Below are 13,043 nucleotides of genomic sequence, written 5' to 3'. Positions count from 1 at the left end.
ATGCGTTTTGAGACACTGGAGTTGACGGTAGACGCCCGCGGCGTGGCCGTTCTGACGCTGAACCGCCCGGAAAAGCATAATGCCCTGTCGGCGCAGATGATTGCGGAACTGACGCAGGTGGCGGGTCAGATTGCGGGCGATGACGCTATCCGCGTGGTGGTTCTGACCGGCGCGGGGGCCAGTTTCTGCGCCGGGGGCGATCTGGGCTGGATGCGCGATCAGATGGCCGCCGATGGTCCGGCGCGCGCCGCCGAGGCCCGCCGCCTGGCCGATATGCTGGGTGCGCTTAATCGGTTGCCGAAGCCTTTGATCGGGCGGATACAGGGGCAGGCCTTTGGCGGCGGCATCGGCATGATGGCGGTGTGTGACGTGGCGATCGGGGTCGATGGTGCGAAGTTCGGCCTGACCGAGACCCGGCTGGGGTTGATCCCCGCCACCATCGGCCCCTATGTTCTGGCCCGTATGGGCGAGGCCATGGCGCGGCGGGTCTTCATGTCGGCGCGGGTATTCGGGGCTGCGGAAGCGGTGACGCTGGGGCTTCTGGCGCGCGCCGTGGTCCCTGACGATCTGGATGCGGCGGTCGAGGCCGAGGTCGCGCCCTATCTGGCCTGTGCCCCCGGCGCCGTGGCCCAGGCCAAGGCCCTGGCGCAGCAACTGGGGTCCCGGATCGGCCCGGAGGCGGTCGAGCATTCCATCGCCGAACTGGTGGCGCGCTGGGAAAGCGCCGAGGCCGCCGAGGGCATTGCCGCGTTTTTCGAGCGCCGCAAACCGGACTGGGCCGACCGGGGGTAGGGGCGTCCCATTCCCGGCAGGTGCCTGATTTTCAGCCCCTTTTGGCGACCGGGCGGGGGCTGGCGCGAAAACCGTGCAATTGGGGCTGGACATCCGGGCGCGAGGCGGACATGATTTGATCAAATTCTGACGGGCCGGAGCCAACCTGCCCGAACCCACAGGGAAAGGACGCCGCATCATGTCCGCAGGCGCCGATATGTTGATCCGCAATGCGCGGGTGCTGACCATGGACCCTGACCGCCCGCGGGCCCATGCCGTTGCGGTGAGGGACGGGCGGGTGCAGGCGCTCGATGCCTCGGCCGAGGCTTTGGCGACCCCGGATACGCAGGTGATCGATGCCGGGGGTGCCACGGTGCTGCCGGGGTTCATCGAAAGCCATATGCATCTGTTCATGGGCGGGGCGGAACTGCTGCATCTGCCCGTGCATGGCATCGAAGGCGCCGCGCCGCTGACCGAGGCCGTCCGCGACTATGCCGCCCGCCATCCGCATCTGCCGCTGATCATCGCGCAGGGGGCCGAATACGACATGGTGGGCCACCCCACCACCCGCGCCGATCTGGATGCGGTGCTGCCGGACCGGCCGCTGGTGCTGGTGGCCTCGGACCACCATACCGCCTGGGCGAATACGGCGGCGCTGCGGGCGGCCGGGATCCTGGAGGGGCGCGCGCTCAGCCCGGGCAATGAGATTGTCATGGGTGCCGATGGCCTGGCCACGGGCGAGCTGCGTGAGTTCGAGGCCAAGGCGCCGGTGCTGGCGCTGTCGGGCGAGGATCGCTGCATGGCCGGGATCGCCACGGGCGAGGACCCGGACCCCGCCCCCACGCCCGAACAATTCGCCGCCGATGTGGAAACAATGGCGCGGGGCCTGGCGCATTGTGCGCGATATGGCATCACCAGCATCGTCAATATGGATGGCAACCCCTATACGCTGCGGGTGCTGGCCGAGTTGCGCGCCCAGGGGCGTCTGACGGCGCGGGTGCGGGTGCCCTTCCACTACCGCAATCACCGCAGCCTGGAGGCGCTGGAAATCGCCAGCCGCATGACCGCCGATCACGCCGATGACTGGCTGGCCAGCGGCATGGTCAAGATGTTCATGGACGGGGTGATCGACAGCGGCACGGCGGTGATGAAACAGGATTACCCTGACCGCCCCGGCTGGCGCGGTGAGCCCTTGTTCGATGCCGAAACCTTTGCCGCGATTGCTACCGAGGCCGACCGGCGCGGCCTGCAGATCGCCGTGCATGCCATCGGCGACGGGGCCGTGGGGCGGGTGATCGACGGCTATGCCGCCGCCCGCGCCGCCAATGGCCGGGAGGATGTGCGCCACCGGATCGAACATATCGAACTGATCGAGCCTGCCGATATCGCGCGCATGGCGGAGTTGGGGATCGTGGCCTCGGTCCAGCCCTCGCATGTGCCGGGCACGCCCGAGTTTCCGCTGCAACCCACCATGGACATGATCGGCCGCGAACGCTGGGGCGATGCCTATCTGTGCCGCACCCTGGCCGAGGCCGGGCTGGCGCTGGCCTTTGCCTCGGACTGGCCGGTGGCGGATGTGAACCCGCTGCGCGGGGTGCAGGTGGCGCTGACCCGGCAGCCCTATGCGGGCGCCGCCGATGAGCGGCTGGACCTGCACGCGGTGCTGGCGGGCTACACCACCGGGGGCGCCTATGCCGAACATACCGAAGACCGCAAGGGCATGCTGCGCGTCGGATATCTGGCCGACATGGTTATTCTGGATGGCGATATCGAAGCTGCGGACCCCCATGCCATTGCCGCCATGCAGGTGCGCCGCACCATCACCGGCGGCCGCATGGTCCACGAAGCGGCCGCATGATGCAGCTTCGGCTTGCACGCCGGGGGCATCCTGGTGTGAACTGAAACCCCAATGGATGAGAGGAGCGAGAGGTTGAGCACCGGCACGGCAGAGATCGAGATCACCAGCCTGAGCAAGGTGTTCGGGGCAGGGGCCAGTGGCTTTCGCGCGCTCAGCGATATTGACCTGACCATCCGCCAGGGTGAGTTCTTTACCCTGCTGGGGCCTTCGGGCTGCGGCAAGACCACGCTGTTGCGGGTGATCGCGGGGTTTGAACAGCCGACCGAGGGCTCCTTGCGGATCAATGGCAAGGAGGTCGCGGGCGAGGGGCCGAACAGCCGCCCCGTCAACACCGTGTTCCAGAATTACGCGCTGTTTCCGCATATGAGCGTGGCGCAGAATATCGGCTTTGGCCTGAAGATGCTGGGGCGTGCGCGCTCCGAGATTGACGCCACCGTGGCCGAGATGCTCAAGCTGGTGCAGATGGAGGCCATGGCCGAGCGCAAACCGGCCGAGATTTCGGGCGGGCAACAGCAGCGCGTGGCGCTGGCCCGCGCCTTGGCGCCGCGCCCGCGCGTGCTGCTGCTGGACGAGCCGCTGAGCGCGCTGGACCTGAAGCTGCGCAAGGGAATGCAGACCGAGCTCAAGCGCTTGCAGGGGGAAACGGGCATCACCTTTGTCTTTGTCACCCATGACCAGGAAGAGGCGCTGACCATGTCCGACCGGATTGCCGTCATGTCGGCGGGGCGCATCCTGCAGACCGGCAGCCCGCACCAGATCTACCACACCCCGCGCGAACGCTTTGTGGCCGATTTCATCGGTGACACCAATTTCCTGCAGGTCGAGGTGGCCGGGGTCGATGGCGATGGCGCGCAGGTCAAGCTGCCGGGCGGCGCGGTGCATCGTGCGCGCCTGCCCCAGGGGATGCGCCCGGACACCGGCGCGCGCGTGACCGTGGTGATCCGCCCCGAACAGGCGCAACTGGTGGCGCCTGGACAGGGGGCGCTGGCCGCGCAGGTGGAAAAATCGGTTTTCTTCGGCACTGACACCCATGTGCATCTGCGTCTGCCCGGTGATGCCCCCTTCATCCTGCGCCGCCAGAACACCGGCGCCCTGGCCGAGCCGGACCCCGGCAGCACCGTCGGTCTGGCGCTGGCCGAGGGCGCCCTGCAGGTGGTGGGGGACTGAGCCGATGGCCGAACCCCGTGAAAGCCACCGCTGGAAATGGCTGCTCTGCGCGCCGGCGCTGACCATCCTGGTGCTGGCGGCATCCGGCCCGCTGCTGATCGTGCTGGTCTATTCCTTCCTGACGCCCGGCAACATGGGCGGGGTGATCTGGCAGTTTTCGACCGAGGGCTGGTTCCGCGTCTTCTTCCGCCGTGACATCTTCGACCCTGATGACATCACCCTCAACAGCGCGCATCTGGCGGTGTTCTGGCGCTCGATCTGGCTGTCGCTGCAGACCACCGTGCTCTGTGCGATCCTGGGCTTTCCCACCGCCTGGTTCATTGCCACCCGGCCCGCAAACACGCGCACCATCTGGCTGTTCCTGATCACCATCCCCTTCTGGACCAACCTGCTGATCCGCACCTTTGCCATTCAGGAGCTGATCCGCAATTCCGGCACCATCAACACGGTGCTGCTCTGGGCGGGGGTGATCGACGCGCCGATCCAGATGCTGTTCACCGAATTCGCCATCCTCATCGGCATGGCCTATGTGTTCCTGCCGCTGATGGTGCTGCCGCTCTATGCGGCCATGGACAAGCTGGATTTCCGGCTGGTTGAGGCCGGGTATGACCTTTACGCCAGCCGCCTGCAGGTGCTGCGCCATGTGATCCTGCCGCTGGTCAAGCCCGGCTTCATCGCCGGGTCCATCCTGGTGTTCATCCCCTCCATCGGCGCCTATGTGACGCCGCGGGTGCTGGGGGGCGGGCGCACGCTGATGCTGGGCAACCTGATTGACCTGCAATTCGGGCAGGGGCGCAACTGGCCGCTGGGCGCGGCGCTGGCGATCACGCTCCTGGTGATCGTGGTGGCGGCGCTGATGTTCTATCTGCGCACGCTCAACCGTGATGAGGGAGGCCGCCATGGTTGACGCCACCGCCCGCGACACGGGCGCGCCCGCCAAGGCCCGCCCCCGCCGCAACTATGACGTCCGCCGCCTGCCGGGCTTTGGCGCCGTGGCGATCTTCACCTTCGTCATGCTTTATGCACCGATCCTGATCCTGGTGGTGTTTTCCTTCAACGCAGCCCCCAGCCAGGCGCAATGGGGCGGGTTTTCGCTGCAATGGTATGAAGCCGCCTTCAACAACCGCCAGGTGCGCGAGGTCTCGATCCGCTCGCTCTGGCTGGCGCTGGTGGCCTCGGGGATCGCCACCACCGTCTCCACCTTGGCGGCACTGGGCACCACCCGGGTGCGCCGCTTTCCGGGCCAGACCATGATCTACGCACTGATCAACCAGCCGCTGATGGTGCCGGAAATCGTGACCGGCGTGGCGCTCCTTATCTTCTTTGCGGCGATCAAGGTGCAGACGGGCTACACGGGTATGGGCTATCTGGTGGCCGCGCATACGGCCTTCTGCATCCCCTTTGCCTATCTGCCCATCCGCGCGCGGCTGGAGACGATGGACATCACGCTCGAACGCGCGGCGGCGGATCTTTACGCCAGCCCCTTCCAGGCGTTCCGCCATGTGACGCTCCCGCTTCTGGTGCCGGGGATCGTGGCCGGGTTCATGCTGGGCTTCGTGATCTCGCTTGATGCGGTGGTGATCACCGAGTTTGTGAAATCCGCCGGGCAGGATACGCTGCCCACCTACATGCTGGGGCAATTGCGGCGCAACATCACGCCCGAGATGAACGCCATTGCCACCTTGTTTCTGGCACTGTCACTGTGCATCGTGACGGTGTTTTTCCTGCTTACCCGCAAGCGCGGGTAGGCCCATCAACCGACAGGGGAGATAACCAATGAAACGAACGCTTGCCACATCGCTTGCCGCGCTGGTTGCCGGCGCCTCGATGGCCGCCGCCGACGAGGTGGTGAATTTCTACAACTGGGGCAACGTCACCCCGCCCGAGCTGATCGAGAAATTCGAGGCCGAGACCGGCATCCGCGTCACCGTCACCGATTATGACAGCAACGACACCGCGCTGGCCCGGATCCGTCAGGGCGGGCATGGCTTCGATCTGGTGGTACCGTCCAACAACTATGTGGAAACCTGGATTCAGGAAGGGCTCGTCCAGCCGCTGGACCGCGACATCGTCACCAATATCGGCAATATCGACCCGCAGTGGCTGAACGTGGATTTCGACCCGGGCCGCGAATACTCCACCCCCTATTTCTGGGGCACCACGGGGCTGATCGTGAATACCTCGGTCTATGACGGCGATCCGCATACGGCGTCGATCATCCTTGATCCGCCCGAAGAGTTGCGCGGCCGTATCAATGTCGTGCCTGAGATGTCGGACATCATGACCATGGCGATCCGCTACAATGGCGGCGAGCAGTGCGAATCCGACATGGAAATCCTGCGCGCGGCACGTGACACGCTGATGAGCGCGCGTGAACACTGGCTGGCCATGGATTACGGCAATATCGACGCCTATGTGAACAACGACATTTCCGCCGGGGTCTACTGGAACGGCGGCGCCATGCGCGCGCGGCTGCAGAATGATGATCTGGTCTATGGCTACCCGCAGGAAGGGTTTTCGGTCTGGATGGACAATGTGATGGTCCTGGCCGACGCCCAGAACTCCGAAGGCGCGATGAAATTCGTGAACTTCCTGCTGGAGCCGGAAAACGCGGCGATGATCTCGAACTTCTCGCGCTATGCTTCGGGCGTGATGGGGTATGAAGAGTATCTGGAAGAAGAGATGCGCACCGCCCCCGAGATCGTGGTGCCGTCGGATCTGGTCGGCGCGGGCAGCTTCTCCATCGCCTGCCCGCAGGAGGTCAACGACATCTATTCGCAGATCTGGACCGAATTGATGCAGTGATCCGCGCCTGAGGGACGGATCATCAGCCCCGGCGCCTGTGCGCCGGGGTTTTTCATGGCGCCGGGGGGATTGATCCGCTGCCCGCGCCGCCATACCCTTTGCGCGAAAAAGGGGGCGCCCATGCCGCATGACCACCATGACCATGACAACCACCTGGACCCGATGGACGCCCGCGTGCGCGCATTGGAGACCATCCTGACGCAGAAGGGGCTGGTGGACCCGGCGGCCATGGACCGGATCATCCAGACCTATGCCGAGGAGGTCGGCCCGAAAAACGGCGCGCAGGTGGTGGCGCGGGCCTGGGATGAACCGGAGTATGCCGACTGGCTGGCCCGTGACGCCACCGCCGCCATCGCCGACATGGGCTTCGAAGGGCGGCAGGGTGAGCATATGCAGGCGGTGTTCAACACCGATGCGGTGCATAACCTGGTGGTTTGCACGCTCTGCTCCTGCTACCCATGGCCTGTGCTGGGCTTGCCGCCCGCCTGGTACAAGGCGCCCGCCTATCGCTCCCGCGCGGTGATGGAGCCGCGCGCCGTGCTGGCCGAATTCGGCGTGACCCTGCCCGATGGCCAGACCGTCCGCGTCTGGGATTCCACCGCCGAGCTGCGGTATCTGGTCATCCCCCGGCGCCCCGCCGGGACCGAAGGCTATGCGCGCGCGCAACTGGCCGAACTGGTCACGCGCGACAGCATGATCGGCGCGGGTCTGGCCCGGGTGCCGGCATGAACGGGCCGCATGATCTGGGCGGGCAGATGGGGTTCGGGCCGGTCCGCCCTGACTCCGACGCGCCGCCCTTCCACGCGGAGTGGGAAGCGCGCGCCCTGGCGCTGACGCTTTGCGCCGGGGCGCTGGGCCGCTGGACTCTGGATGAAAGCCGCCACGCCCGCGAATCCCTGCCCCCCGCGATCTATTACAACGCCAGCTATTTCGAGATCTGGGTCCGCGCGCTGGAGGCTCTGCTGCTGCGCCACGGGCTGGTCAGCGATACCGAACTGGCCGCGTGGCAGGGCGCGCAGGCCCCCCCGCACCCCCGCCGTCTGGCCCCGCAGGCCGTGGCGCCTGCGCTGGCGCGTGGCGGCCCCACTGACCGCCCGCTGGACAGCGCGCCGCGCTTTCGCCCCGGTGACCGGGTGCGCGCGCGGGTGATGCATCCGCGCGGCCACACCCGCCTGCCGCGCTATGTGCGCGGCGCCATCGGCGTGATCGAGGCTGATCACGGCGGCCATGTCTTTCCCGACACCAACGCCCATGGTGGCGGCGAGGCCCCGCAGCGGCTCTATACCGTGGTGTTCGATGGCGCCGCGCTGTGGGGCGCCGATGCCGAACCCGAGCTGCAGGTGTCCGTCGATGCGTGGGAGAGCTATCTTGACCCGGCCTGAACATCCCTTCACCGAACCCTGGCAGGCGCAGGCTTTTGCCATGACCCTGGCCCTGCATGAGGCAGGCGTGTTCTCCTGGTCCGAATGGGCGCAGACCTTGTCCGGAACCCTGCGCGACAGTGCCCCCGATGGGTCGGATTACTACATTTGCTGGGTCCGCGCGCTGGAACGCCTGATGGACAGCAAGCTGGGCACCACCGATGCCCAGCGCAGCGCCCTTGCCCGCGCCTGGGAGCGGGCGGCCCATGCCACGCCGCACGGTCAACCGATCCTGCTGGCCAATGACCCCGGTGCGCACGGTTGAGCCCCTGGCGCCTGCGGCGCCATCGGGGCAAGGCGGGCTATGGGCCGGTCACAGTCTCGGTCATGCTCATGGTCACGGGCGGGGCGGATATCCGCTGTCGGGGTGGTCTTGCAGCACGTCATGGACCAGTTGCGCCATCCAGCGGGCGGTTTCTTCGGGGGGGCGGCCGCTGCGGGCGGGCAGCAGGGGCAGGTCGCGCGGGTCCTGCCCGTAAATCACCGCCAGATGCGCCAGCGCGATCAGATAGCTGCCCTGGTCATTGAGGTGAATGTTGTCCGAAAACAGATCCTCGATCCGCGCCAGCCCGGGGGCCTGTCCGGCGGCGATGGCGTCATGCACCGCGGCCATGATCTGCGGGCCGGGGATCAGCCGCATGGGCGGTGCGTCCGCGGGGCGGTTGGCGTTGACATGGTCCAGGATGGCCTGCCAGCGGGTTGCCTCCAGCGGCAGCCGTTCGGCAAAGGTCAGGTGGCCTTCGGGGTCGTTATGGATATTGTCGAAGCCGGGGCCGCTGTCGGTATGGACCCAGGTCGCATAGAGGATGCTTTCGGCCCCGGTGCCGTCATTGCCCCGGGTCCAGGCATGTTCGAACCACTGCAGCGCCATGTCCTCCGAGCCGTGCCACTGGATGGTCCCCGAAAGCGGCGCGCGTTCGGTGATGATCAGCAATTCATATTGTGCAATGTCCTCTCGGGCATCGGGCGAGGTGCCGTCGCCGCGGGTGTTCCAGCGCCAGTCCATGGGGCTTCCGGGAATGGTCGAGCGGTGGATCACACGCCCGCGCGCGGCGCCGGGATCGGCATGGGCGACCATGGCATCCAGCATCGGCACGATCGGATCGGTCAGCGAATGGCCGCTGTGCACCATGCGCGTTGAAAAGGGCCGCAACATCGCTTCCTGGCCCGTGGCGGGACGCGCCATCAGGGCCAGCGGAAGGGCGGCCAGCACGCCCAGCACCCGGCGGCGATCGGCACGGATCAGGCCAGCGTGACCTGTGGCGGTGGGGGTCGGCAGGGGTCTGGTCATATGCGCGCAATCCGTAAGGGCAAGGGGAACCATGCGTCCGTCAAACGCGGTGACAGAGTGCCTGCGCTTTTCATGCCTGGTCAAGCCCCGGTCCGGGAAACATATTGTCAAGACGGCACCCCGCGACAGGGGCGCTCCGGCAGCGGCGGTTGCGCCAGGGGCGAGCTGTGATCAACTGTGGCGTGTGCCTCCGGCTCCTGGTCACGCGGCCCTCCCGCGCGATGACGCGGTAAAGGCTTGCCCCAATGGCCCGGTTTGCCTAACCTTCGCCAAGTGTATCAAGGATACGCCAAACCAACAGGAGGAGAAAACAATGACTTGGGCAAAAACTGCACTGCGGGGAAGTGTTGCAGCCGGGGGGGTCGGCGCGATCCTTCTGGGCGCTGCGGCCGCCGATGCGCGCGAATCCATCCGCTGGGCGACCTCCAGCACCGGGTCCTATGGCTATATGGTGGCCAGCGCCATGGCCAATGTGCTGGAATCCGCCATGCCCGGAGAGGTGGTAGTCACCGTGAACCCCTATCCCTCGACCACCGCGGCCAAGCGCGCCACCATGAACGGCGAGGCCGAGATCGGCTATACCGCCGACGTGGGGATGCGCGACCTCTATGATGGTACCGGCGCTTTCGAAGGGTTCGAACCGACCGTCGGCAAGCAGGTCCACACCTGGTACGCCTATCCGATGGAAACCTTCATGACCGTGTCCACGGACCGCGCGGATGAGTTCGAATGCGTCAGCGACCTTTCGGGCCGCCCGGTGTTCCACACGCCCGCGGGTTTCATGAACTGGCTGAACTTCCGCCGCATCCAGGCCGCACTGGGTAATGAATTCAACCATGTGGAAATCGACACCGCCACCCAGGCCGATGCGCTGGCCGGGCGCTCCATCGACGGGGCCGTGGCCTATACCACCGCTGGCCGGTCGCTGCCCGCCTACTGGCGCGAGACGGAACTGCGCGCCGACGTGACCGTCATCAACCCCTGCCCGGATGAGATCGAAACCCTGACCGCCGCCGGGCTGGTGCCGATGGAAGTGGACCCGTCGGTAGCGTTTTCGCAGGATGTGGGCGTGGACACCATCCTGGGCGTGCCGATCTTCTTCGCCTATAACGTGCGCGCGGACATGGATGCGGATCTGGTCTACAACATGATCACTGCGTTCTACAACGCGCGCGAGGATCTGGTCGAGCAGGACCCCGGCTTCACCCCGCTGGCCAATGACTTTGTCGGCGTCCAGGTGGGCGGCATCGCGGGCAGCCCCGACATTCCGGTGCATCCGGGCCTTGCGCGGTTCCTGCAGGACCATGACGCCTGGAACGATGACTGGATCATCGCCGAGAACTGATCGCTGATCGCAGCCGCCGCCCGGAGCATTCCGGGCGGCGGTTTCCGGCCGGGCGCCCGAAGGCGCCCGGTCCTGACCGAGGTGCCACAGAATGCACCCGCACATATGTTCCAACGGGGAATGGACAGATGCAGGACACCAGAAAGCTCCTGTCGCTGAGCAATGTGACACTGCTGGTGTCACTGGTCCTGTTCGGCTGGCTGCTGTATTATTTCAACACAGGCGCGGGCGGGGCCCGGCATCTGGCAACATTGCTGGTGCCGATCGCGCTGACGGTGCATATCCTGTTCACCTATCAGGAACGCTGGCTCTATCCGCGTCTTCCGGCCTGGTTCAACCATGCGGCGGTGATCGTCTATATCGGCATCTGTGCCTATGCGTTCTGGTATTTCTGGCAGTATTACGAACAGATCGCCATCTGGCGGCAAGGCGCCTATACGCGCGATGATTTCATCGTCGGGCTGCTGATCTTCGTCCTGGTGATGGAACTGTCGCGGATGGCGCATCCGGTGCTGTTCTGGGTCAATGTGGTGTTGGTGTTCTACACCATCTGGGGCTATCTCAGCCCGGTGGATTTCTTCTGGCATCCGGGAACCACGTTCTACCGGGTGATCACCTCCTCCACCATGGAGCTTTCGACCGGGGTCTACGGGCTTTATGCGCAGTTGACGCTGACGCTGATCGCCGCCTTTCTGCTGCTGGCGGCGGTGGCCGCCGGGTTCGATGCGCAGAACGCGCTGGTCAATGTCATGCGTCGTCTGGCGGGCAAGTCGCGCCACGGGATCCCGCAGACGGCGGTGCTGGCTTCGGTGTCGGTCGGTATGGTGTCAGGGTCGGGGGCGGCGAATACGGCTGTTACCGGGTCCTTTACCATCCCGCTGATGAAACGCTATGGCGTGCCGCCGGTCTTTGCGGGCGGGGTGGAAACCGCGGCCTCGATGGGCGGGTTGATCATGCCGCCCTTGATGGCCGTTGCCGGGTTCCTCATGGCCGAATTGCTGGGCGTGCCCTATTGGGAGGTGGTGCAGCGCGGCTTTGCGGTGGCCTTTGTCTATTTCACCTCGCTCATGCTGGCGGTGTATCTGATTTCGGTGGCGTTGCTGCCCAATGACCCGGTGGAGCCGCCAGCCGTGCCCGGCTACCAGCAGGTCAAGACCGTGATCTTCTTTGGCGGGATCATGGCGCTGGTGGTGATGATGGGTTACTACGGCATGGGGGCCATGCGTTCGGCGCTCAACACCGCCGGGATCATGTTCGTGGGCCTTCTGGGCGCCTGGCTGTGGTTCAAGTTCGTGCGCAAGGACCCGGAAGTGGCCGAGGAGACCCTGATCGGCAACCTGCGCAAGACCATCGAAACCCATGCCGAGATGACCAGCTATCTGGTGCTGCTGATGGCCACGCTGGGGATCATGATCGGGCTGTTCACGGTCACGGGGTTCATCCTGCGGATGGGCAACATGATGGTGCAGCTGGGTGAGTGGCATATCATCGCCACCATCCTGATGGCCTGGCTTTTCGGCTGGCTGGCCGGGACCGGGCTGCCGCCCACGGCGACCTATATCATCGTGGCGATCATCATCGTGCCGCCCTTGCGGCAGTTGGGGATCGACCCCTGGGTGGCGCATTTCTTTGCCTTCCTGCTGGCGATCTGGGGCGAGCTGTCGCCGCCAACCTCGCTGACGGCGGCGGTGGCCTCGCGCATTGCCAAGGCGAGTTTCATGCGCACCATGTGGGTGGCGCTGAAGATCTGCATCCCCATCACCATCATGTCCTTTGCGATCTTCGTGCGCACCGACATGGTGGTGCTGGAGAGCTTCCAGGGCCAGTTGCGCGATACGCTTCTGGTGGCCATAGGCACATGCGGCTGCACATTCGCGGTCTTCGGGCGGTTCGTCTTTGCCTCGGTTCCTGACGCGATCCTGCGGGCGATGATGGCGGTGATTTCCTTCACGGTGATCTTCCACCCGGACAATACGGTGGCGATCATGGCTGCCGTGGTGACGCTGCCGCTGGTGGTCTTTGGTGTCTGGCGGCACCGGCAGGTGGCCGCCGACAAGGAAGAGCGCGCCGCCGCCCGCGCCGCGGCGGCCGAGGGCTGAGCCCGCCCCCGGCCAGATGCACGACCACCCGGCCCAGCGTGGCAGGCGGCCCGCCGGTCCTGGCGTTCGTGCATCTGGCCGGGGACGGGGGAAGCGCCCACGCGCCGCGCCCACCCACCCACCCTGCGCGCCGCGTGGGCGCTGGCCGGTGCCCGGGCGGGCACCGGCCCGGGCTTGTGGCTGCCGCGTTGTGCCCGGCCATGCCTTGCGCTAAGGGGGCAGAGGGGTTGGGGAAGGCCTCGGGTGAACCCGGTCCCATATCCATGCGCTGCGCGAAAAGGGGGTC

At 66.2% G+C, this 13,043-nt stretch carries 12 protein-coding genes; 11 read left to right on the top strand and 1 reads right to left on the bottom strand.

Translation table 11 applies throughout. The features are described from left to right. The 9 genes from HUK65_RS08745 (at position 1) to HUK65_RS08705 (ending at position 8,287) form a co-directional block, all read left to right on the top strand. Positions 1-792 (top strand): crotonase/enoyl-CoA hydratase family protein, encoded by a 792-nt coding sequence (locus HUK65_RS08745; RefSeq protein WP_179905782.1) that lies wholly within the window; start codon positions 1-3, stop codon positions 790-792. 178 nt (positions 793-970) lie between these two features. Continuing rightward, positions 971-2,629, top strand: coding sequence for an amidohydrolase (locus HUK65_RS08740; protein ID WP_179905781.1), 1,659 nt, complete (start codon positions 971-973; stop codon positions 2,627-2,629). A gap of 51 nt (positions 2,630-2,680) precedes the next feature. Next, positions 2,681-3,796: an ABC transporter ATP-binding protein gene (locus tag HUK65_RS08735; protein ID WP_179905780.1), complete on the top strand. Its 1,116-nt coding sequence runs from the start codon at positions 2,681-2,683 to the stop codon at positions 3,794-3,796. 4 nt (positions 3,797-3,800) lie between these two features. Continuing rightward, on the top strand, positions 3,801-4,703 hold the full coding sequence (locus tag HUK65_RS08730; protein ID WP_179905779.1) for an ABC transporter permease: 903 nt from the start codon (positions 3,801-3,803) through the stop codon (positions 4,701-4,703). 106 nt (positions 4,704-4,809) lie between these two features. Next, positions 4,810-5,544: an ABC transporter permease gene (locus HUK65_RS08725; RefSeq protein WP_407692425.1), complete on the top strand. Its 735-nt coding sequence runs from the start codon at positions 4,810-4,812 to the stop codon at positions 5,542-5,544. 28 nt (positions 5,545-5,572) lie between these two features. Further along, complete coding sequence (locus HUK65_RS08720) at positions 5,573-6,601, top strand: extracellular solute-binding protein (protein ID WP_179905777.1); 1,029 nt, start codon at positions 5,573-5,575, stop codon at positions 6,599-6,601. A gap of 120 nt (positions 6,602-6,721) precedes the next feature. After that, positions 6,722-7,330 carry a nitrile hydratase subunit alpha gene (gene nthA / locus HUK65_RS08715; protein ID WP_179905776.1) on the top strand — a complete coding sequence of 203 codons (609 nt, stop codon included), beginning with the start codon at positions 6,722-6,724 and terminating at the stop codon, positions 7,328-7,330. After that, positions 7,327-7,983, top strand: coding sequence for a nitrile hydratase subunit beta (gene nthB, locus HUK65_RS08710; RefSeq protein ID WP_179905775.1), 657 nt, complete (start codon positions 7,327-7,329; stop codon positions 7,981-7,983). The genes nthA and nthB overlap by 4 nt, the downstream gene beginning before the upstream one ends. Then, the gene (locus HUK65_RS08705) at positions 7,970-8,287 is read left to right on the top strand and encodes a nitrile hydratase accessory protein (protein WP_235441852.1); all 318 of its coding nucleotides are present in this window, start codon (positions 7,970-7,972) and stop codon (positions 8,285-8,287) included. Before nthB ends, HUK65_RS08705 begins: the two co-directional genes overlap by 14 nt. A gap of 72 nt (positions 8,288-8,359) precedes the next feature. Here the strand turns inward: HUK65_RS08705 and HUK65_RS08700 are convergent, their stop codons facing one another. After that, on the bottom strand, positions 8,360-9,313 hold the full coding sequence (locus HUK65_RS08700) for a hypothetical protein (RefSeq protein ID WP_179905773.1): 954 nt from the start codon (positions 9,311-9,313) through the stop codon (positions 8,360-8,362). Positions 9,314-9,626: 313 nt separating this feature from the next. On the opposite strand from HUK65_RS08700, the gene HUK65_RS08695 reads away from it, so the two are divergent. Together HUK65_RS08695 and HUK65_RS08690 are read left to right on the top strand one after the other, a co-directional pair. Then, positions 9,627-10,658 carry a TAXI family TRAP transporter solute-binding subunit gene (locus HUK65_RS08695; protein WP_179905772.1) on the top strand — a complete coding sequence of 344 codons (1,032 nt, stop codon included), beginning with the start codon at positions 9,627-9,629 and terminating at the stop codon, positions 10,656-10,658. A gap of 128 nt (positions 10,659-10,786) precedes the next feature. After that, the gene (locus tag HUK65_RS08690; protein WP_179905771.1) at positions 10,787-12,757 is read left to right on the top strand and encodes a TRAP transporter permease; all 1,971 of its coding nucleotides are present in this window, start codon (positions 10,787-10,789) and stop codon (positions 12,755-12,757) included. Positions 12,758-13,043: the final 286 nt, after the last annotated feature.

It is taken from the genome of Rhabdonatronobacter sediminivivens (genome assembly GCF_013415485.1).
Taxonomy (GTDB): domain Bacteria; phylum Pseudomonadota; class Alphaproteobacteria; order Rhodobacterales; family Rhodobacteraceae; genus Rhabdonatronobacter; species Rhabdonatronobacter sediminivivens.
Note: the sequence above shows the minus strand (reverse complement) of the source record. Positions and strands in the feature narration are given on the sequence as shown.